This window comes from Pseudoalteromonas sp. McH1-42 (assembly GCF_022347845.1).
Taxonomy (GTDB): Bacteria; Pseudomonadota; Gammaproteobacteria; order Enterobacterales; family Alteromonadaceae; genus Pseudoalteromonas; species Pseudoalteromonas rubra_D.
This window is the reverse complement of sequence record NZ_JAKRFU010000002.1, coordinates 305400-327532: the sequence shown is the minus strand read 5'-3', so window position 1 is coordinate 327532 and position 22133 is coordinate 305400. Positions and strand designations below refer to the sequence as shown.

Below are 22133 nucleotides of genomic sequence, written 5' to 3'. Positions count from 1 at the left end.
GAGCAATAGTTGTGAACTCAGGATTTATTAACCGACTGGTCGGCACCAGCATTGTTGTGATTGCAGCGGTGGTGTTTATACCCAATATTCTGGATGGCGAAAAAGTCCATTATAAGGAGGGATTTAAGCCTATCCCGGAACGTCCTGAGTTCTCGACCATAGAGTTAAAAACACGGGTCGATGAACGTGCATCACTAAGCACTGAGCCGATGGCAGAAACGGTTGAAGACATCAAAGCGGATGATGCCAAGTTAAGTACTGATTTATCTTTGCCTGAATCGAGCGAGGAAGTTTCCGAAAACACGCAAACAAATAACTCTGAGAGTGACCAAACGGCAGTTGCGAGAGAAGACACTGTGCAGCCTGAGCCGACTGCTCCAGCAGCTGAATCAAGTCCGCCGCCAACAGCCGCACCTGAGGTAAAAAGCGAGCCGTTAAAGCGTCCTGAGTCCTCTAACTTTACGCAAATGGCCTATGTGATCCAGTTAGGCAGCTTCTCTCATAAGTCCAATGTCGACGCATTGACGAAAAAGCTTACCCAAAATGGTTTCAAGACCTTTACCCGCCCGGTGAAAACGCCTAATGGGACCTTAACTAAAGTGTTTGTCGGACCAGATTTAAATAAAGCAAAACTCGAAGCTAAGCTCCCAGAATTAAAGAAATTAACTAAGTTGAACGGCCGCCTGACTCAATTTACCGTGGTAAAATGATCTGGTAATTGGTGGGCGTGTCTTATAGAATGCGCCCCAAATTAACGACTTATTGGTTTATATGATCTGGGTTGATTACGCCATCTTTGCAATTGTCGGTATTTCGACAGTGTTTGGCCTGATGAGAGGTTTTGTAAAAGAAACCATGTCACTCGTGGTTTGGATCGGTGCCTTTTTCATATCCAGCTTATTTTACCAATATCTTGCAACCTTCCTGACCTTCATTTCAGAACCCCTTTTAAGAAATGCCGCCGCAATCGCCATACTTTTCATTGCGACACTTGTGTTAGGTGGGTTTGTCAATTATATCTTAGGTGAACTCGTACAGCGTACGGGCTTGTCTGGTACCGATCGCCTGGTTGGCATTGTGTTCGGTGCGATGCGGGGCGTGCTGGTCGTTAGCGCCACGTTGTTTTTTCTGGATGCCTTCACCAAAGCCCCCGATACATCGTGGTGGCAGGCATCCCAAGTAATCCCTGAATTTGGCTTTGTAATAGAATGGTTTTTTTCCTATCTAGAGCATAACTCAAGCTTTTTGAATTCAGCAAACCGTTAATCGGCGAGGAAATTTTTAATGTGTGGTATCGTTGGGATAGTCGGAACATCTCCTGTTAATCAGGCGATTTATGACGGCTTAACTGTTTTGCAACACCGTGGCCAAGATGCAGCCGGCATCATTACCATTGACAACAATACGTTCAGCTTGCGCAAGGCCAATGGCCTGGTAAAAGACGTGTTTCATACCCGTCATATGAAGCGTTTGCAGGGTAACATCGGCATCGGGCATGTGCGTTATCCTACAGCGGGTTCTTCCAGTTCGGCAGAAGCACAGCCTTTTTATGTTAATTCACCGTTTGGTATCGCGATGGCGCATAACGGTAATTTAACCAATGCAGAAGAGCTAAAAGAGCGTTTGTTCACTAAAGCACGTCGTCACGTTAATACAACGTCTGACTCCGAAGTGCTGCTGAACATCCTGGCTTATGAGTTAGGTCGAAACGATAAAATGAAGCTGGATGCGGCGGATATGTTTAACGCCATCAGCGAAGTTAACCAACAGGCATCTGGTGGTTATGCGACCATCGCGATGATCATTGGTCATGGTATTCTGGCTTTTCGTGACCCGCACGGTATTCGCCCATTGGTATTTGGTAAGCGCGAAACGGAACGTGGTGTTGAGTATATGTTCGCATCCGAAAGTGTGGCCTTGTCTATCGACGGGTTTGAATTTGTTCGTGACGTTGCGCCGGGTGAAGCCATCTATGTGACTGAAGACGGTCAGTTCTACTCGCAGATCTGTGCTGACAAAACCATGCACGCGCCGTGTATTTTTGAGTTTGTTTACTTTGCACGTCCGGACTCGAACATCGACAACATGTCGGTTTACGCGACTCGCGTCAACATGGGTACTAAGCTGGGTGAAAAAATTAAGCGTGAGTGGGCTGATAAAGACATTGACGTAGTCATTCCTATCCCAGAAACATCTTGTGATATCGCGCTGGAAATCGCATCCGTACTGGACTTGCCTTATCGTCAGGGCTTTGTGAAAAACCGTTACATTGGCCGTACTTTCATTATGCCTGGTCAGGAGCAACGGAAAAAGTCGGTACGTCGTAAGCTTAATGCCATTGACAGAGAGTTTGCCGGTAAAAATGTACTGCTGGTGGATGACTCTATCGTACGCGGTACCACGTCTGCACAGATCGTTGAAATGGCACGTGATGCAGGCGCTAAAAATGTGTACTTTGCATCGGCTGCCCCTGAAGTACGTTTCCCGAATGTCTATGGCATCGACATGCCATCGGCAGCGGAACTCATCGCGCACGGCCGCGACGTGGAAGATATCAATGCCAGTATCGGCTCAGACGGCCTGATTTATCAGTCTATTTCGGATCTGAAAGATGCGGTTGCGCTTGAGAATCCGGGCATCACACGCTTTGAAACCTCGGTGTTTGACGGCCAGTACATCACCGGTGACGTCAATCAGGATTACCTGAACCGCATCGATGCACTGCGTAATGACTCGGCAAAATCGACACGTGAAAAAGCGATGTCGGCTAGTCTTGAGCTGCATAATCAGGAAACTGGTGAAGGTGAGTAATCTAGCCAAATTGGTTTAAAAAAAGGGCCGCAATTGCGGCCCTTTTTGTTAGATTTCTATAGGATAAAAGCAAAGGAAGCGAGCTGACCTATACACCTTAGCGGGGCATAAGCGCGCTCCCTAGGTAAATGTAGGACTGATTATGCCATTCGTCCACAATATCGCGGTTGCAGCCAGAATTATCACCAATAAAACCAGGCCACAGGTCACCACTGAGCTGGCGTAGATAAAACCACGCTCTTCCGGTATGTGCATCAGAATAGGTACCCCGGTATAGAGTAGATAGACTGAGTAGGCAAGCGCCGCCAGACCCACCGAGACCACAAACCATAACTCCGGATAAAAGGCGGCAAACGCCGACATAAATACGGGGGTCGCAGTATACGCCGACAGTTCCAGCGTTTGTGTGTAGGTTGGCTTAGCGCCAAAAGTGACGGCCATCCAGTGTGCCAGATAAGACAGTGCGAATACACCAATGATCAGAGCAAAATACATCGCAATGCCAATCAATACGGCACTGTTATGAGTAAGGAAAACGGCATCTTCGGTACCTATTTTCCAGCCAAGATAAACGGAAGAATAATAGCCCATTAAACTTGGGATCAGGGCAATCAAGGCAATGTGAGATAGACTGTAGGTAGCGCTTTCGTGGCGGTTGTCTATGGTTTGCCACTCTTCAATTGGGTGGGCATATAAGCCCCACAGATGATTTAAAATCATAACGAGCCCCTCAAAAAAGATTGTTGTCCGACGTGCCTAAGTTGCCCGGTGATCACGGGTGCAATCCTTGTCTTTTATAACAGCTTAGTAACATCATGAGCGGATGCGGCTAATCTGCGTAATCACCATAAAAACGGGGTCACTGGCGACGCCTGTGAGTATGAAATTTATACAACATCACTTTAGTTATGAAAGATTGGTTAATTTTTGTCAAGAAACAAATCTGAAATCCCAGCGTCTTTGATCTGGCACAAACTTGTGTTAACTCGCAGCCTCTCATAGTGCCCCCTGGCACGCTTGTGGTAGAATGGGGCAATTTTTGCGAATGATTACCTGAGACATGTTAGAGAAGTACGCCGACCTGCTGGCACCCATTTATCAGTTTCTGGGATGTGAAACGCCCAACAGCTGGATAGACGAAGCGAAAAAACCAGAACATCTTCAAGCCTTGCTGGTTGATCACATGCATTGTGAGCTGAAAGCCGCACAAAGCGCCGCCTTTTTAATCCGTAAATATGCGGTAGATAACGCCTCTGCACAAACTTTGCTGGGCTGGATCAAGCCCTATGAAGACTTTGTTTATCGTAAAATTGGCGATGGTCAGTTTAGTGCCAGTAAGAATGAGCTCATTGGTAGCTTAACCGCAAAGCCTGAGTATGCTTACAATCAGGATATTCTGGATAAGATGGTGCGACTAATCAAAGAAGAGCTACATCATTTTGAGCAGGTGCTGGATATCATTAACGAGAAAGGGTTGCGGGTCCAGAGCCTTAACGCATCCCGTTATGCGTCTGGGATGATCAAGCATGTGCGCACGTTCGAACCTGCTGCATTGATTGATAAACTGATCATCGGTGCCTTCATCGAAGCGCGCTCCTGTGAGCGGTTTGCCAAACTGGCCCCGTATCTTGAGCCGGACATTGGACGCTTTTATGTGTCGCTGCTGCGGTCAGAAGCACGTCATTATCAGGATTATCTGGAATTGGCACAGCAAGTTGCCGACGCCACGGATCCACAGCGATTCGATATTGTGGCCCGGGTTGGTGAATTCAAAGAGATCGAAAACGCGCTGATCTTAGCTCCGGACAGTGATTTTAAATTTCACAGTGGAGCGCCACAGCTGGTTGCGTGAACTAGTCTGAAAAAGAATGCTGAGTGAGGGTTTGACCCTGCTCAGTCGCCACCAGATAAGAGCTTTGACTATACCAGTCACCCAGTACTGTGCGGGTCTGGCCATTATGATGATGGACATCAGGCCTGTGTGTGTGGCCATGGATCATATTGCTGACTTTGTAACGGGCAAACATTGCCAGCACGGCTTCTTCGGTCACATCTAAAATTTCCGGTGCTTTTCCCATCTGGCTTTGCTTGCTCTTTTCCCTGGCATTACGTGCTACCCGACGACGATACCATAAGGGCATAGATAGCATGAGCTTTGGCCACCACCAGCCACGACTTTTTTTACGAAATTTCTGATACACCTCGTCCTGCGTACACATTTCATCACCGTGTAAAATGACGGTCGCGGTGCCGTACAGGTCAATCACAGTTTGCTCCGGCAGTAAGGTCATGCCGCACAGCTTTGCGTAGTGCTGACCCACCAGAAAATCCCGGTTACCGTGAATAAAGAACAATTTAATACCACGTTCGGAAATTGCGCGCAGCTTAGTTGCAATTTCCAGTGCCAGCGGATTGCCTTCGTCATCGCCAATCCAGACCTCAAAAAAGTCACCTAAAATATACAAGGCATCGACGTCATCCTGCATATGTTTACTGAGGAAACGATAAAAGGCGGCAGTGATGTCAGGGCGGTGTTCGGTTAAATGCAGATCAGAAATAAAGTAGCTTTTGCGCATGGAGACAACTTCAGGCTAGGGCTGGAAAGGAGAAGAGGGACGTATGTGTTGTACATCCCTCTCAAGCTGTAAAAGCAGTCGTTTACTCAGCAACGAATGCTTTTTCAATCACAACATCTTCCAGCGGTACGTCCTGGTGGAAACCCGCAGAGCCAGTCGCTACGTCTTTAATCTTGTTCACGATGTCCATGCCTTCAGCAACTTCACCGAACACACAGTAACCCCAGCCCTGTGCCGTTTCACTGCTGAAGTTCAAAAAGTCATTGTCGTTCACATTGATAAAGAACTGTGCCGTTGCAGAGTGCGGATCAGGCGTACGCGCCATTGCCAGCGTGCCTATTTTATTGGCTACGCCATTATTGGCTTCGTTTTTAACTGGCGCACCGACTTCTTTTTGGTTCATACCAGGCTCGAAACCGCCGCCCTGAACCATAAAGCCATCAATGACACGGTGGAAAATAGTGCCGTTGTAAAAACCAGATTCAACGTACTTTAAGAAGTTCTCAACCGTTGCCGGCGCTTTGTCAGCAAACAGGTTGATTTTGATATCGCCAAAGTTTGTTTGTAAAACAACCATAACAGGTCCTTGATTTACACGTTTCATATTAGGAGCCTATTTTATAGCACAAATCGATAACTACAAAGTCCCAGAGTGGACGAGCGGCGAAATTGTCAACTAACTGTTACTTTTTCATCCGATGAGAGTAAGATTTTTTATAGAGCCAGAGCGGTGCAAGTGATATGATTGCTGGGAATTTGGATAAATTTTAGGAAAAAAGCTACATGTTGCAGATCTACGATACACTAACACGTCAAAAGACTGAGTTTAAACCGATTGTGGAAGGCAAAGTAGGCATGTACGTGTGTGGTATCACTATCTATGACTTCTGCCATGTAGGCCATGCTCGTACTTATGTCTCTTTTGACGTCATGAATCGTTACCTACGTCATTTAGGCTACGAAGTAACTTATGTACGTAATATCACGGATGTGGACGATAAAATCATTAAACGTGCCGCAGAAAATAAAGAAGAGATCAATGCACTGACCGTGCGTATGACCAAGGCCATGCACGAAGATTTTGAAGCGCTTAATATTCTGCCCGCAGATATTGAGCCGACTGTCACGGGGCATATGGACGAGATCATCGAAATGATTGAGCGTCTGATTGAGAAAGGCCATGCCTATGTTGCCAGTAATGGCGATGTGCTGTTTGATGTTTCTACTTTTGAAGACTATGGCAAGCTGTCTCAGCAGGATCTGGATATGCTCCAGGCCGGCGCCCGGGTAGAAGTGGCAGAAGGCAAAGACGATCCGTTGGACTTTGTGTTATGGAAAAAAGCCAAAGCGGGTGAGCCAAGCTGGACATCACCCTGGGGTGAGGGTCGCCCAGGCTGGCATATTGAGTGTAGCGCAATGAGTTCTAAGCATCTGGGTGAGTTGTTTGATATTCATGGTGGTGGCTCGGACTTACAATTCCCGCACCATGAAAACGAAATCGCTCAGTCATGCTGTGCCAATAATGGGTGTTATGTGAATACCTGGATCCATACTGGTATGGTGCAGGTCAATAAAGAGAAGATGTCTAAATCATTGGGCAACTTCTTTACCGTACGTGAAGTGCTTAAAGCGTATGACCGCGAAACCGTGCGTTATTTCCTGATCAACGGTCACTACCGCAGTCAGTTGAACTACTCACAGGAAAACCTCGAGCAGGCACGTTCATCATTAGAGCGTATCTACACGGCACTGCGTGGCGTTGAACTGGTTGACACGGAACTGGCGGGCAACCCGTTCGTTGCACGTTTTGAAGCAGCAATGAACGACGACTTCAACACCCCGGAAGCGCTGCCGGTGATTTTTGAATTGGCCAAAGAAGTAAATCTGCTGAAAGACTCAGATGCCAAAGCGGCGGGTGAACATGCCTTTATTTTGGTGAAACTGGCAGAAGTATTGGGTATTGCTCAGCAAGACCCGGAAGCCTTTTTACACGGCGACCAGGACGAAGACGAAGTGGCAAAAATTGAAGCCTTGATAGAGCAACGTAAAAATGCCCGTGCTAACAAAGACTGGGCTGCCGCCGATGCCGCGCGTGATGCTTTGACCGCAATGGGCGTGGTGCTGGAAGACAGCGCCGGTAAAACCACCTGGCGAAAAGCTTAACATAAAGTAATATAATAACTTTTTTACAAAGGCATATGTGTTCGCATATGCCTTTTTCTTTTCTGCAAGCTCAGTTTCAAAGCGTGTATTTTTGTATAGAAAGCAGCGTTTTTGGCATTATTTTCGTTATATTGTCTGGAAAGAAGCCCGAAAGTGGGGTTTTACGGATTTAATTTAACATGAGAAGGTGATTGCTCGTTCAAAGCCAAAGACCAGGAACGAGCCGTATCAATTAGCACTATCTTGGGGTATAAGTTGATAAAGCTTTTAAAGTCATGGCGATGGAAGAGATAGTCACTGCCTGCCATGATTAGTGTATCGTCCGGCTGTACGACTTCTTTAGTAAAAAATTTGAAAAAATGTCAGATTGATGACAAACAAACCGATAAGGCGTTGTTTTGGTTCGTTGGTGAGGGCTTCAAGGCCTTGCTTAGGCCCGAAACCCATGACAAAAAGATACTCTAGCAAGTAAAGGTTGTCAGCTACTGCTGGCAACCACGCTGTACTAATGAGTCGGTTGGGCGCTGACTGGCACGCCACCAGCAGGTTGGCTATTCGGACTGTTCCCATCGTTTAGGTTTTGTGTACAGCCTGCCCACCAGCAGGGCGTCTGCTCTATAAAGCTCAGCACGGCATCGTATTTATGTGCCTGCTCACGGGGTTGAGTCTGATATTCTTTGAGCGGAAATGCGCCCCAGCTATCCCAGCGACCGATGCTTTCAAATACCACATATAGTCCAGCACCGGATGCCTGCCAATCGTTCAGGTGGTTGGTAAATGCCGTTGCCATGCGCGGATCGCGATTGGCGCTCAGGAATAAAGCCTCGCTAATGGTATCTCGCCCGTCGCGAATATCTCCGGCATAGGTGAGGTGCTGGCCGCCTTCATAAGCTGCGAGCATCAAACCATCTTGCTGTGCCAGTGCCAGGTTGCCCTGAATGTTGTCTCTGGCCTGCGCCAGTGCACCCTGTTCAGGAGCCTGCCACCAGGGTGGCTCATCGGGGTTGTAAGTCAGGCCATGCAGTATGCCCGAGTCCATTTCCTCGAACAGATTATTCAGGCCTTCAGCGCCGTCACTGGCCCAATCCCGTAAAATAGGCAGATACTTTTGATCGGCAAAGTATCCGGCAAAGTAACTGCCCACCGCCAGTACATCCATATTATCGGCGCAGCGTTGACCGACGCCAGCTGCGTGAATAGGGCAGTTTAGTGCTTGCTCGCTTATCCAGGGTACCCCAGTCTGACCGCCCATCACGCATTGTATACGGCCGGCATCCTCTGCAAACTCAGTCTTAATGATGTCGCACATTTGCGCGCTGCGCAGCCCGTAGTAATTCATGCGATATTCAATGTCGTGGTAGCTGGTGTCGGGCCAAAGGGTTTTACCTTGCTCCTCCAGATACAGGCCATCGAAAATATACGGCCAGGCGTTGTTCCACAGCTCGTTACCAAACTCTACATAAATTGATGAGTTGCCTTCGCTTTGCGTTTTTAGCAGCCGGGCAAACTGACGAATATACTCATCATCCACCCGGACTGGGAGCGTGTACCAGGGCTCCGCACCTAATTTGTTACTCATGGCAATGGCCACTTCATAGGGGCTGCCACCATTGAGGGCCCAGCTGGCGTAATCGTACTGGTTTCTCTGCGCCCAGTGCTGAACCGGGTTGTCTATGGTGCTGAGCAGCTGCATAAAACGCAAAGTACGGAACTGGCGCATATCATCCAAAAAGAGTGGATGGAATATCCGTTCCTGATAGCTTTGCTCGAACGCGACAAACTGCTCAGGGTTAACACAGTCTGCCGCATTGGCGGCGTAATCCGTAGCGGCGTTACTACAGCTTCCGCCCGGCGCAATAATACGGATATTGCGGATATGGTTGCCGGTATTGTTTGGGTCAGTGGCGTGGATCTGTAAATGGAAGAAACTATTTTCAGACATACGTACCACGTCGCGTCCGGGTTCTGAGCTGATGAGTTCAGGGCCCGAGTAATAGAGCTCCCCTTCACCTTCATATAAGATCACAAATTCACCGACTGGGTGGTGCGGGTTATCGTGATAAATAATGGTGGTGACATAGTGAAAAGGCGCATCGGGTGAGTCGCTAGGTAAAGATCGCGGCCAGCCTTGCTCGTCCAGGTCCAGCAACGCTTGATGGCCGGTGTTGTATTCCCAGGTATGAGCATTACTGGTTGCCCATAGCTGACCGCTGCCGTTAGAAGCGTGCTTCATGACATTCAGCGTGGTCCACTGACTGGACCAGTAATTAATGCCGGTAAGATTAATCCCCACGCCTGAGTTGGCGTTATCGCTGGTTGCTGCCAGCAGAGGAAGAGAAAAAGCGAGCGATAAAGCTCCGAGAGTGAGTGTTGTATAATTAGGTGTTTTCATAAGTTTGACCATTCCAATTGACCAAAAAGACGTCATCCATTTTGTTGCAGTGTGCTACACAACGCTGTGTGGCTGTGAGTTAAGTGCACATCACTTTGTGACAGAGCGCACTGCACCTCTGCAAAAGGCGACGTTCTGAGCAACCGCCTTTCACACAGCAATAAATTAGCAGTGATAGTAAACAAAGAGGATACGAAAAAGGCATGGTTTGGGACGTTTTTTGCGCGGAAGTTTTGTGCTGAAAGCAACAAAAAAGCGCCCGCAGGCGCCTCAAATTATTTGTGGCGAATAGCCCATAAATGGAGCAATTCGTAGGCGATGGTGGCCGCGGCGATGGACGTCAGCTCGCTCTGATCGTATGAGGGTGAGACTTCCACCACGTCCATACCAATGATATTAATCCCTTGCAGTGCGCGCAGTATCTTCAGCACTTTGTCGCTGCTCAGGCCACCACACACCGGCGTGCCGGTGCCGGGCGCAAAGGCCGGATCCAGGCAGTCGATATCAAAGGTCAGATAGACCGGTAGGTCGCCGACTCTGGCCTTTATCTGCTCGGCAATGGCCTGGGCATCCATATCATTGGCCTGCATTGCATCGACCACGGCAAAGCGATGATTACTTTGCTCGAACTCAGTGCGGATCCCCAGCTGAATGGAGTGCTCCGGACTGATCAACCCTTCTCTGGGGGCATGAAAAAACATAGTGCCATGATCATAACGCGAGCCCTGACTGTAGGTATCGGTATGGGCATCAAAATGCACTAAGGCCATTTTGCCATGTATCTTCTGGTGCGCCCGCAATAAGGGCAGAGTGACGAAATGGTCGCCGCCCAATCCAAGTAAGGCTTTACCCTGATGGAGGATCTGCTCTGCCGCCAACTCCAGCTGCGCGGTAAAGTACTCCGGATCCCCCACCGGATAAGTAAAGTCGCCAGCATCGTGCAGGCTAATTTTGTCCCAAAGCGCAAATTGCCATGGGTAACGTTTACCTTCCCAGGCTAAGTGGACCGAGGCGCGACGGATCGCATCCGGACCCAGACGGGCACCAGGGCGTCCCGAGGTTGCCAAATCAAATGGCAACCCCAGCACCACTACGTCGGACTCAATATGGGCGATGTCGCGCACCATGGGCTGACGTAAAAACGTCATGCCGTTTGAGTATAACGAGTGGTCGCAATGGTCGAACAACTGTGTCACTTAGCACTCCTCCAGATAGGTGTAGCCTTCCAGGCCCGACGCCAGCTCGGCCAGACACATGGCCTGATCGGCCTGGTCCAGTCGGGTATTGACCTGGGCAATAAAGTTCTCTTTAAATGCTGCTACGTCCAGATGTACGTAACGCATCATATCTGCCACGCTATCGCCTGCGTCGATGTCGTCCATTTGTAGCTGACCCTGTGCATCCACCCGGGCCACCACACTGTGGGTGTCGCCAAACAGGTTGTGCATGTCGCCCAGGATCTCCTGATAGGCACCGACCAGGAAGAAGCCCAGCAAGTAGGGCGAATCCGCCGTATACTCGGGCACAGGCAGGGTACTTTCAATGCCCTGACCATCAACATAATGATCCACCGCCCCATCTGAGTCGCAGGTGATGTCGAGCAGCACCGCACGCTTTTTCGGCGCCTGTGTCAGGCCGCTCAGCGGCAGCACAGGAAATACCTGATCTATGCCCCAGGCATCGGGCAGTGACTGGAACAAGGAGAAGTTCACAAAGAACTTGTCGGCCAGTTTGGTGCCCAGCTCATCGATGATCGGACGATGAAAACGGTTTTTGTTGTCCATTCTTTGCTGCAATTCGTAGCAAATACGCAAGTTTACCTGCTCAGCCCAGGCGCGTTGCTCCAGCGACAGCATGCCCATGGAAAATTGTCCATGTACTTCCGCCAGGTCGCCTTGCGTGTCGTGATAGAGCTCAATCAGCGCTCTGTCGTCGCTTTGCTTGCTCAGTGCCTGCCACGAACGCCACATATTACGCAGCAGCTGCGGGGCATCGCTGGCAACCGCGGTTAGCTGCTCTGGCTGATAGCTCTCGGTGCCTACTACATCAGTGATCAACACCGCATGATGTGCCGTCAGCGCCCGACCCGATTCCGAAATAATGGTCGGCATCGGCTGGTTATATTGCTGACAAGTATCACCTATGGTGTACACCACATTGTTGGCATACTCAGCCAGGCTGTAATTCATCGAGTTATGTGACTGGCTGCGTGTACCGTCATAGTCCACCGCTAGGCCACCGCCGACGTCCAGGTTGATCAGGTTAGCGCCCAGTCTGCGCAGCTCGCAGTAAAAGCGTGCCGCTTCGCTTACGCCTAAGCGTACGTCCCGAATGTTGGCCATTTGCGACCCTAGGTGAAAATGCACCAGTTGCAATGCGCTCAGCATGTCAGCTTGTTTTAGCTGCTCAATCACAGTTAACACCTGAGACGCGGACAAGCTAAACTTAGACTTTTCACCGCCGCTTGCCTGCCACTTCCCTTTACCCTGCGAAGCCAGACGAACACGCAGGCCCAGTCTTGGCGTCACATTCAGTGCTTTGGCTTCGGCCAGTACCAGATCCAGCTCGGAGCGCTTCTCGAGCACGATATACACCCGATGGCCGAGCTTTTCGCCGATCAGCGCCAGGCGGATGTACTCGCGGTCTTTGTAGCCGTTACACACGATCACGGCACTGGTTTTTTCGCTCAATGCCAGCACGGTCAATAGCTCAGCTTTGCTGCCTGCTTCAAGGCCCAACTGTTTTTTCTCTTTGCCGGCCTGACTGGCGATCAGCCCTTCAACCACTTCTCTTTGCTGATTTACTTTGATGGGGTAAACCAGCAGATAGTCTTTGGGATACTGGTAGTCTGCAATGGCTGTATTAAACGCCTGACAGATGTCATTGACACGTTGCTCAAGGATCTGTGGGAACCGCACTAAAGCTGGTAAGCCATAGCCCTGCGCTTTAATCTGCGCGGCAATGTGTGTCAAAGTAACGGCGTGCCCCGGGTTATCTACTGTCGGCATGGCGGTTACCTCTCCCTGATCATTGATACCAAAGAAGCCCTGGCTCCAGTGGCGCACGTTGTAGCATTCACGTGCCTGCTCAGAAGAGATCAAATCTGTCATTAACGTTCCTTAATAGGTAAAAAGTGATTTCAATAAGTCTTGGTGATGGAGCGCATTAAACGGACAATCGACTTGCGTGTCTAACAAGAAATTTTGCTCTTTACGAGTGAGTTTTTCACTGAAGGAGTGTGACTCAGAACCAGGCAGGAGAGGATGTAAGTGTTCTCAGTGATCTCAATCAGCGCTTTTGGCCATAAAACAAAATTACGTACGCCCACTTTGTCAAGGTGGGGAACAAGTAGCTGGTGTATGTTATGGTGAGAGAAATAGGCTAACAGGAGGCGTGATGCGCGGATTGATAGGGGTCGTATTACTGTGCTCGCAGGGCTGGGCCACGGAAGTGGTTTATCAGGATTTGCATGTGCTCGATGGCAAGCAGCAAACCATTGTTAAAAGTTGGCTGAACCAGGGGCTCAGAACGACTGAGCAGACTTTGGGCCCCCTGGCACAATCTCAGCTGCCTGTGAAGCTACAGAATGTTTATTTGAGTAGTGATCCGGTCCCCTGGGGGGCCGTAAACCGCTCCGAAGTGGATGGAATCGAGTTGCATATCAGCTATTTCGCAACGCAGCAGCAGCTGATCAGCGACTGGACCCTGTATCATGAGCTGGCCCACCTGTATCATCCTTTGCTCGATTATCCGGACTTCTGGTTAGCAGAAGGCCTTGCCACCTATTTACAAAACGTCATTATGCTGCACGGCGGTGTGATCACCACTGATGAGTACGTACAGCGGATCATGGCGGGTCTGGAGCGGGGCCGATTGGGCACCTGGGAGACACCGGGTCCACTTGCCCGGGTCAGTGAGGATATGTGGCGGCTCAGGGCTCACGCGCGTGTTTACTGGAGTGGTGCGGCATTTTTTATAGAAGCGGAGCTGGCATTGCGGCAAAAAGATCCTGCTCTGACTTTGGTGAGTTTGCTAAAGCGTTATCAGACCTGTTGCAGGGCGCAGGCACCAGCAGGGCAGCCAGATAGCGCAAAGGTGTTTCTGAGTCAGCTGGACAGGCTCTCTCGCAGCAGTATTTTCAGTAATCTTTATCACAGTTACAAGCTACGTCAGGATTTTCCAAGATTAAGCAAGCAGGCCGTCAGGCTGAGTGGTTTACATATGATGTCAGCTAGACACAGTGAGCAGCTCCGGCAAAAATAAAGGCTGCCAATTGGCAGCCTCTTAGTCGATTAGATTTTAACTTTAACGTATTCTCCGGGCGCAGCATAAATGCCTGGATTGGTTTTGCTGCTGGTGACGCGCTTGGGCACTTTCTCGTCCACATACTGGCTTAACCATTTACCCCAGTGTGGCCACCATGAGCCACTCTGATGCTTGGCCTTGTCCAACCAGGCATTGGCTTCACCGGTTGCTTCCGGGCCATACCAGAAACCATATTTTTCCGCGGCTGGTGGGTTGATCACACCAGCAATGTGGCCAGATTCACCCAGTACAAACGTGGTTTTTGCGCTGGTGTGCTGAATGCCCTGGAAAGTAGCCTGCCACAGGGCGATATGGTCATCCCGTGTTGATAACATGTACACAGGCTGTTTGACTTTACTGAGGTCTATCTTGGTGCCTCTGACTTCAATTTCGCGAGGTTGTACGAGGCGGTTTTCCAGATACAGGTCGCGCAGCATGAAGTTATGACATTTTGCGGTGAGGTTGGTGCTGTCGCCGTTCCAGTACAGCAGGTCCAGATCCATGGGGGCCTCACCTTTGAGGTAGTTATTAACGTAGTAATTCCAGTACAGACTGTTCTCGCGCAGCATGCTGAAAGAAACACCCAGCAAGTGACCATGCATGATGCCATTTTGCAGGTTGTATTTTTCCAGCGCAGAAATCGTTGGCTCATTGACAAACACGCCAATCTCACCTGGCTGTGAGAAATCCAACAGGGTCGTTAATAAGGTTGCACTCTTAATACGGTGCTTCATACGTTTCGAAACAAAGTACGCCATCGCTGTGGTGACCAAAGTACCTGCAATGCAGTAGCCTACGGCATTGACATAGGCTTCACCGGTTTGCTTTTCAATGGCATCCAGTGCCGCAATGACCCCATCTACAATGTAGTCTTCAAAACCCACATCAGCCATACTGGCATCCGGGTTTTTCCAAGAAATCATAAACACTGTATGGCCCTGATCAACAGACCATTTCACCAGTGAGTTCTGCTGTTTCAGATCCAAAATATAGTATTTATTGACATAAGGCGGCACGATCAGCAAAGGCGTTTTGAATACATCTTTGGTGGTGGCATCATACTGAATAAGTTCGAATAAATGATTCTGGAATACCACGCGTCCTGGGGTGGTCGCGATGTCTTTACCCAGCTCAAAAGCGTGTTCGTCAGTCATGCTGATCCGCAGCATGTCACCGCTTTTGGCCAGGTCTTTTTTAAACATGTCCAGCCCTTTGATCAGGTTTTCACCTTTTGAATCTAACGTCAGCTTAAGCAGCTCAGGGTTAGTGGAAATGAAGTTGCTCGGGGAGATAGAGTTCACCACCTGGCGGGCAAAAAACTCCAGACGCTCTTTGAGTTTGTCATCCAGTCCCGGTGTTTCACGGATAGACGACAGTAAAGACTGACCAAATAGCAAATAGCTTTGTTTAATGTAATTAAACCAAGGGTTATCACGCCATTCATCGGCCTTGAAACGGCGATCCCCACGCTCTGTTTCGATGATATCAGGTTGTTCGGTGTCGAACCCCTGTCCCCAGGTTTGTTGCATAATTTTGATTTGTTCCTGCCACCAGTCAAACTGATGCTGAACAAAGGTTTCTGGCTGCTTCGCTATTTCGTTCAACCAGACACCAAAATCCCGGGCACTTTGCTCGTTCAGGGCTTGTTGAACGGGGTTTTCTTTGAGCAGGTTATTACTGAATATAGTGTAGAGATCTTGATTGTACTGCCACCAGGCCGTCAGCGTTTTATTAAGATCTGTGTTATCGGTATCCATTACTCGTGTCCTAATAGGCAAATTGATTGCACGTGTCTTGTGTCGTGTTTGGTATAGCGGATCAGCCACTACAAAAAACAGGCTAAAAAAATGCCCCTGCAATAGGCAGGGGCAGACGACAGCGATTAAGCTTTTGCAGTGGTTTTAACACTGTCTTTAGAAATTGCGTCAAGGTGCTCTTTGAACTCGTTGCCAAGTTGAGTCAGCTTCTGACCATCGTCGATCATTTGCTGGCTCAGCTTGTTCATTGCTGTGAGCTGGCTTGCATTGAAGTCGATGAAAGATTTAACATCTTTTACTTCAGCGGCTGTTTTCAGCTGCTCAACAGAAGTTTTAGTAAAGCTCTCTGTTGCATCAAGCTGGATCTGAGCCAGTTGCTCAATGTTTTTAGCAACCAGTTGGTTGAACTTGATGGCCGGAGAGAAAAACTGCTCGCTTTGCTCAGTAAAAGTTTTCATTAGATCGTTGTACATGGTGTGCTTCCTGTTTATCAAAAAAGTCCGTATAGGTAGCGTTACTGCCCAGGTACTTCAGAGCGTAGGCTCAATCCTGATATACGCCGCTTAGTTCATATAAAGTCCGCCGTTAATCGCCAGCGTTTCACCTGTGATATAGCCAGCCTGATCAGACGCCAGGTAAGCGACCGACTGAGCCACTTCGAGTGGCGTGGCTAAGCGCTGCATCGGCACTTGTGCCTTGATGCTTTCGAGCACATCTTCACGCATTTTTTCAACCATAGGGGTGGCCGTATAGCCAGGGGCAACCACGTTTACGGTTACGCCTGCGCGGGCGCCTTCGTAAGCCAGCGCTTTGCTGAAGCCGATCATTCCAGCTTTGGCTGCTGAATAGTTAGCCTGGCCAAACTGGCCTTTTTGGCCGTTCACGCTGGAAATATTGATGATGCGGCCTGATTTGTTTGCACACATGTGTGCAAAGACCGGGTGAGTCATGTTGAACATAGAGTTAAAGTTGGTGTCGATAACTTCCTGCCACTGTGTCAGGGTCATCTTTTTAAATGAGGTATCCCGTGTGATGCCTGCATTGTTGACCAGAATATCGATATGACCAAACTGGTCAATGACGTCATCGAGCTGTTCCTGGCACGCCTGATGATCAGTTACATCCAGGAATATGCCATGTACCGCAGCTGGGTTGATCGACTGCTCATTGAGCCAGGCGTCAATATCCGCTGAGGTACGTCGCGGGCTGGCAACAGCCACAACAAAACAGTTTGCATTTACCAGCTCTTTAACGATAGCTGAACCGATGCCACCCAGTGCACCAGTGACGACTGCGATTTTTTTGCTTTCCATATTGCTCTTCCGAACTTAAGGCGGCTCAACTATCGCACTTCTAAGCCACGTTTCCGGTTGGGTTTAATACAACCGAAAAGGTTTACGAACTGATGTTATTGTCATTCGCCATTGTGACGAATTCATAACCGATATATTTAATTCCCAAGACAAATTTTCATCTGTTTATTCGTTATTTTTGTTCTGTCCCTTATTGAGGGGTAAGGTATAGCTATCTCAGGTTTGATAAAAAATATAGCAAAATAGAGTAAAAGCTCAAGTTTTGCTCTGATGTTTCTTTTTCACTGATCTGCCAAGTGCTCACTATCTTTAAAGTATTAGTAATAGAAGTAAAACAAGCTGCTTAGTATTAGACTATAGCCTTAGTTGTCTTACCAATGAGCCAGATCAAATAACTAAGTAATTGTAAAATAAATGGTAAGCCTTCCGTATGAAAAATTCCCATCTTGCGCGATGTGCCTGTTGCGGGTAAATCTAAACTAAGAAAGGTTTTTATTCCTGTTTTTTTACTTTTTCAATTAAATTATTCTTGAGGTGGGTAACGGACTTTTTTGCTACGCTATCAATTACTGACAAGTCTAAGAAGTAGAGAGGGTTATGTGGTAAGGATGAGTATTTTTGTGTTGCTCAGTGTGTTTTGTTTCGTTGCACAAGCAGCAACCGATATCATTAGTCAGCAGGCACTGCTGCGTAATCAGATGTCAGCCCGGGCGCATGTCATAGTAGATGTCAGAAGCCCAAATGAGTTCGAGGCTGGGCATCTCAAAGGAGCCATTAATATTCCGTTTGACCAGATCTCACAACACCAATCTTTACTGGATACGCTAAAACCTCAAACGCTGGTGGTCTATTGTCGTTCCGGGCGTCGTGCAGCGATTTTTGAACAAGCGTTGGCTGAGCAGGGCTTTAGCCTGTTGCACCTCAGTGGTGACTTTCGTGACTGGCAAGCTGCTGAGCTTCCCGTGATTATGTCCGGCACCACAAAGACCGAGCAGTAATCACCGAAATCGGAGAAACAGTGCGGAAGATGATCATCCGCACCTGTTTATATTCTGTCAGCTGGTTATATTAAGGTTGCCAACATTTCTTCAGAATAGGGCGTCAGTGTTTCGCCTTGTCTGACTTTTTCAACATAATCCGGATTGGCAATAAAAGGCCTGCCTATAGCCAGTAAGTCAAAACGTTCGTCACGCAGCGCTTGTTCACCTGATTGTGGTGTAAAGCCGCCCACACCGACGAGCGTTTTACTGTAGTTTGCTCTGACGTAATCAGAAACGCGCCCACCCAGGAAGTCAAATTCCATAGCATCATCAAAGATCCCTATGTGCACGAATGCCAGTGTACGCTGTTCCAGTTGTGCCAGCAGGTAATCAAAGACCGATTTATCACGCGGATCAGCTTGCATATTGAAGTAAGCGCCAGGCGTCAGACGCACAGCTGTGCGCTCTGCGCCAATACGGTCTGTGATGGCGTCGATAACTTGCAGGGCAAAGCGACTCATATTTTCAGGGGTTTCACCATACTCATCGGTGCGTGTATTACTTTCATAATGTAAAAACTGGTCAATCAGATAACCGTTGGCTGCATGAATTTCAATGCCATCAAAACCCGCGTCAATTGCATTACTGGCGGCCTGTGAATAATCTGCTACCAGCTGAGTGATGTCATCAAGTGTCGCCGGAGTTGGTGTGATGTAGCTCAAATCCCGCATGCGGGGCACTGTACCTTCCACTTTCTCTGCACTGGGTGCCAGTACTTTATCACCGTCAAAAAAGTGAGGGTGAGCCACCCGACCGGTATGCCATAGCTGGGCAAAAATCTTACCCCCCTTAGCATGCACTGCATCGGTTACTTTGCGCCATCCGTCAATTTGTTCGCTCGTAAACAGGCCTGGTGTGTTCGGGTAGCCCTGAGCGTCTGGACGAATGATGGTGGCTTCGGAGATAATAAGGCCTGCATCGGCACGGCGCGCATAATAGTCGGCCATTGCATCAGTTGGCACCAATTTATCATCTGCCATACAGCGGGTAAGCGGCGCCATCAAAATACGATTTTGAAGTGAAATTTGATCATTTAATGCATAAGTTTCAAACAGTTTGCTCGTCATAGTCGGACCCAGTTAGTTTTTGAATGCTTATTCAAGATATGATCATTTGAATGATCGTTCAAGTATATTTTGAACAAATGTTCAAAAATGAGTAAAATGCAGTACGTTTGATGAGGAGAGTAATGAATGCGCAGTGCTGAATTTGATAAAGAGCAGGTACTCAGAGCCGCGATGACGGCTTTTATGGAAAAGGGGTACGCAAAAACCAGTATGCAGGATCTCAAAGCAGCAACTGGATTGCACCCCGGTTCCATTTACTGTGCGTTTCAAAACAAGCGAGGACTGCTGCTGGCGGCACTGGAGCAATATAACCGAGATCGCAGCGATGAGTTACAGGCGCTGTTTTCACAACACCCCTCTGCCAGTGCCGGGCTGGAAGCATATTTGACGCATGTTGTGGAGGAATGTGTGAGTTATGATCCACACAAATTATGCCTGACACAAAAAGCGCTAAACGAATTGGCCGAGCAAGATGAAGAGGCACAAGCTATCCTCAGTGAGCAATGTGCGATGTGGCGTAATGCTCTTTGCGCAGTATTTGAGCGTATTGCTGAGCAGGGAGAACTGGCTGGCAAGCGCAGTGCTTTGGATAGGGCGCGTAGCCTCATTGTCAGTATTTATGGATTACGTACTTTTGCGCATACCCACCCGGAGCCACAGATCATGCGAGATCTGGGGGCACAAATACTCAAAGACGTCTGTCAGTAAAGTTAAATGTACGGGTTATTTGGCCTTGCTATGAAGTGTGTTGGGTAAAATATCATCAGGTGTGTTAGTCTCTAATCTCATTACTTTTTCTTATATTAGATAAGTTTGATAAGGGGAAATTAGGTCCCCAGGGAGATTAATATGAGACAGCTGGACGAAAATATCTGGATCTTCGACGGTGAAGCCGTGTCGTTTTTTACCATGCCTTTCACTACCCGGATGACCATAATACGTTTGCCATGCGGTGGACTTTGGGTGCATAGTCCAATCCGCCTGACGCCTGAATTGCGAGCGCAAGTGGATGCGCTTGGACCTGTACTTTACCTGTTGGCACCCAATCATCTGCACCATTTGTTCATGTCGCCCTGGCAGGAGACCTACCCGGAAGCACAAACATTTGGCACCCAAGAGGTAAAAGAGAAGTGCAAGACACTTAGCTTTGATGGGATCCTCGATAATGGACAGCATTATCCCTGGGATAATACCCTAAAAACACTGCTTTTTACCGGCTCACCAGCAATGGAAGAGGCGGTGTTTTTCCACCCGCAAAGTTGCACTTTGCTGGTCACAGACCTGATAGAGAACTTTGATCCTAACAGCCTGAATACATTCCAGCGTTTTGTGGCGAAAGGCGCTGGCGTAGTGGCACCCGAAGGTCAGACTCCACTGGACTGGCGACTAAGTTTTATCTTTCATCATGACACGGCAAGGACGCACCTGAACACCATCCTGGATTGGGCACCCGAGCGCCTGATCATGGCGCATGGTTTGATCGTTGAAAAAGACGCTGTTGCCTTTTTAAAGCGTGCTTTTGAGTGGCTTGAATAAAATACTTAGTTGTTTGATTTTAATAATTATAAATTGATTTTTTCAGTATAAATCACAGTACCAGTAAGACCAAAGTTGATAACTATTCAAGTGCATGTAACTAGCATGTGAATAAAAAATCCGCTAGGCTGGTGCGATAATAACAAGAATATTGTCAGGGTTATGGAATTTCAATTCGCCAACGCGCGTTTGAATATTGCGACGCAGTGCGTCATTATCGATGAGCGGTCGACACAATTAGACGACCGCGCCTTTATGCTTCTCCACTGCCTTTTGCAGCGCCGGCCGCAGGTTTGTTCTCATGCCGATCTGGTTAAATTGCTGTGGCCAAATACCGTCGTATCCGACTGGTCGCTACCAAAGCTGGTCTCCGATCTGCGCAGCCAGTTAAACCGTGCAGGCTTACAGCAAAACTGTATCGTTACCGTGCGTGGACAGGGTTACCGGTTTGCACCCGCAATTGAGGTCAGTGAGCATCCGTTAACTAGCGCCTTAATGAGCGCACAGACGCCGCAGGTGAACGAGCAGTCTACGCAGGTGGTATCTCCCCAAAGCGATAACACTTTACCAGCACGATATTGGTTACCTGTATTGGTGATTGCCTGTCTGTGCTTTGTTGGGTTGATGACACACAGCACAGAACAGACGCCGAGATTACATTACGGCGAGCCGAGTGATGCGATTGGGCGAATACTGTGGGTGGATGACAATCCGACGAATAACCTGCAGGAAAAACGCTACTTTGAGCGCCACCATATTGGTGTGTATACCGTGAAATCCAGTGAAGAAGCATTATTGCTATTGCAGATGTACGAATACAATTTAATTATTTCAGATATGGGTCGGGCACAGGAGCCTCTGGCGGGATTGAAGTTGTTGCAACACCTTAGATCTGAGGGCGATCATACGCCTTATTATTTTTATACCCTGATTGACAATCAGGAGATGCTTGAAGTGATTAAAACCAGTGGTGGGCAGGGGGTTGCCACTGAACGGCCCCAGTTGTATGGCCAGATATTATCGCACTTTGCAAAGAAATAAATCATTGTAAGTGTATGAAAATAATGCTTTTCCAAATGATTCAAAGGATAATTGATGACTTTTTTACAGTGCTGTGCCACGGTTAAATTGTTGCTCTCCCGACCTTTGGCATTGACATGCACTTGCTGAGCA

The 22133-nt window shown here is 48.4% G+C and carries 20 protein-coding genes; 10 read left to right on the top strand and 10 right to left on the bottom strand.

All coding sequences use genetic code 11. The features are described from left to right. Positions 1–11: 11 nt before the first annotated feature. The 3 genes from MHN31_RS03435 to purF all read left to right on the top strand — a co-directional run bounded on the left by MHN31_RS03435 (position 12) and on the right by purF (position 2811). A complete protein-coding gene (locus MHN31_RS03435; RefSeq protein WP_138539461.1) occupies positions 12–710 on the top strand; it encodes an SPOR domain-containing protein in 699 nt (232 codons plus the stop codon). Between the two features lie 61 nt (positions 711–771). Continuing rightward, positions 772–1266, top strand: coding sequence for a CvpA family protein (locus MHN31_RS03430; protein WP_010382727.1), 495 nt, complete (start codon positions 772–774; stop codon positions 1264–1266). Positions 1267–1284: 18 nt separating this feature from the next. Then, complete coding sequence (purF, locus tag MHN31_RS03425) at positions 1285–2811, top strand: amidophosphoribosyltransferase (RefSeq protein WP_125563458.1); 1527 nt, start codon at positions 1285–1287, stop codon at positions 2809–2811. Between the two features lie 120 nt (positions 2812–2931). On the opposite strand, the gene MHN31_RS03420 is transcribed toward purF, so the two are convergent. Beyond that, the gene (locus tag MHN31_RS03420) at positions 2932–3531 is read right to left on the bottom strand and encodes a Yip1 family protein (protein ID WP_239443452.1); all 600 of its coding nucleotides are present in this window, start codon (positions 3529–3531) and stop codon (positions 2932–2934) included. Between the two features lie 340 nt (positions 3532–3871). On the opposite strand from MHN31_RS03420, the gene miaE reads away from it, so the two are divergent. Then, complete coding sequence (gene miaE, locus MHN31_RS03415; protein ID WP_125563456.1) at positions 3872–4663, top strand: tRNA isopentenyl-2-thiomethyl-A-37 hydroxylase MiaE; 792 nt, start codon at positions 3872–3874, stop codon at positions 4661–4663. 1 nt (position 4664) lies between these two features. On the opposite strand, the gene MHN31_RS03410 is transcribed toward miaE, so the two are convergent. Both MHN31_RS03410 and MHN31_RS03405 read right to left on the bottom strand, forming a co-directional pair. Beyond that, the gene (locus MHN31_RS03410; protein ID WP_125563454.1) at positions 4665–5387 is read right to left on the bottom strand and encodes a UDP-2,3-diacylglucosamine diphosphatase; all 723 of its coding nucleotides are present in this window, start codon (positions 5385–5387) and stop codon (positions 4665–4667) included. Between the two features lie 82 nt (positions 5388–5469). After that, on the bottom strand, positions 5470–5964 hold the full coding sequence (locus MHN31_RS03405; RefSeq protein WP_125563452.1) for a peptidylprolyl isomerase: 495 nt from the start codon (positions 5962–5964) through the stop codon (positions 5470–5472). Between the two features lie 206 nt (positions 5965–6170). Between MHN31_RS03405 and cysS the strand changes: the two genes are divergently transcribed. Beyond that, positions 6171–7550, top strand: a complete 1380-nt coding sequence (gene cysS, locus MHN31_RS03400; protein ID WP_239443451.1) for a cysteine--tRNA ligase — start codon at positions 6171–6173, stop codon at positions 7548–7550. Between the two features lie 505 nt (positions 7551–8055). Here cysS and MHN31_RS03395 read toward each other — a convergent pair. From MHN31_RS03395 to speA, 3 genes are all read right to left on the bottom strand, one after another. Beyond that, complete coding sequence (locus tag MHN31_RS03395; protein ID WP_239443450.1) at positions 8056–9942, bottom strand: hypothetical protein; 1887 nt, start codon at positions 9940–9942, stop codon at positions 8056–8058. Positions 9943–10217: 275 nt separating this feature from the next. Then, positions 10218–11138, bottom strand: coding sequence for an agmatinase (gene speB, locus MHN31_RS03390; protein WP_239443449.1), 921 nt, complete (start codon positions 11136–11138; stop codon positions 10218–10220). Next, the gene (gene speA, locus MHN31_RS03385; protein WP_239443448.1) at positions 11139–13052 is read right to left on the bottom strand and encodes a biosynthetic arginine decarboxylase; all 1914 of its coding nucleotides are present in this window, start codon (positions 13050–13052) and stop codon (positions 11139–11141) included. A 286-nt stretch (positions 13053–13338) separates the two neighbouring features. Here speA and MHN31_RS03380 point away from each other — a divergent pair, with 286 nt between their 5' ends. Beyond that, the gene (locus MHN31_RS03380; protein ID WP_239443447.1) at positions 13339–14205 is read left to right on the top strand and encodes a hypothetical protein; all 867 of its coding nucleotides are present in this window, start codon (positions 13339–13341) and stop codon (positions 14203–14205) included. Positions 14206–14234: 29 nt separating this feature from the next. On the opposite strand, the gene phaC is transcribed toward MHN31_RS03380, so the two are convergent. The 3 genes from phaC to MHN31_RS03365 form a co-directional block, all read right to left on the bottom strand. Then, entirely contained in the window at positions 14235–16004 is a 1770-nt protein-coding gene (phaC, locus tag MHN31_RS03375; RefSeq protein ID WP_125559811.1) for a class I poly(R)-hydroxyalkanoic acid synthase, read from the bottom strand. A 125-nt stretch (positions 16005–16129) separates the two neighbouring features. Next, positions 16130–16477, bottom strand: coding sequence for a phasin family protein (locus MHN31_RS03370; RefSeq protein ID WP_010382711.1), 348 nt, complete (start codon positions 16475–16477; stop codon positions 16130–16132). A gap of 90 nt (positions 16478–16567) precedes the next feature. Beyond that, positions 16568–17317: an SDR family oxidoreductase gene (locus tag MHN31_RS03365; RefSeq protein WP_125559813.1), complete on the bottom strand. Its 750-nt coding sequence runs from the start codon at positions 17315–17317 to the stop codon at positions 16568–16570. Between the two features lie 608 nt (positions 17318–17925). Here MHN31_RS03365 and MHN31_RS03360 point away from each other — a divergent pair. Continuing rightward, positions 17926–18315: a rhodanese-like domain-containing protein gene (locus MHN31_RS03360; protein ID WP_239443446.1), complete on the top strand. Its 390-nt coding sequence runs from the start codon at positions 17926–17928 to the stop codon at positions 18313–18315. 65 nt (positions 18316–18380) lie between these two features. Here MHN31_RS03360 and MHN31_RS03355 read toward each other — a convergent pair whose 3' ends face one another. Then, positions 18381–19424, bottom strand: coding sequence for an alkene reductase (locus MHN31_RS03355; protein ID WP_239443445.1), 1044 nt, complete (start codon positions 19422–19424; stop codon positions 18381–18383). Between the two features lie 126 nt (positions 19425–19550). Here MHN31_RS03355 and MHN31_RS03350 point away from each other — a divergent pair, with 126 nt between their 5' ends. The 3 genes from MHN31_RS03350 to MHN31_RS03340 all read left to right on the top strand — a co-directional run bounded on the left by MHN31_RS03350 (position 19551) and on the right by MHN31_RS03340 (position 22001). Continuing rightward, positions 19551–20132 carry a TetR/AcrR family transcriptional regulator gene (locus tag MHN31_RS03350; protein WP_239443444.1) on the top strand — a complete coding sequence of 194 codons (582 nt, stop codon included), beginning with the start codon at positions 19551–19553 and terminating at the stop codon, positions 20130–20132. 141 nt (positions 20133–20273) lie between these two features. Beyond that, positions 20274–20960: a DUF4336 domain-containing protein gene (locus MHN31_RS03345; RefSeq protein WP_239443443.1), complete on the top strand. Its 687-nt coding sequence runs from the start codon at positions 20274–20276 to the stop codon at positions 20958–20960. A 162-nt stretch (positions 20961–21122) separates the two neighbouring features. After that, entirely contained in the window at positions 21123–22001 is an 879-nt protein-coding gene (locus MHN31_RS03340; protein ID WP_125559822.1) for a winged helix-turn-helix domain-containing protein, read from the top strand. Positions 22002–22133: the final 132 nt, after the last annotated feature.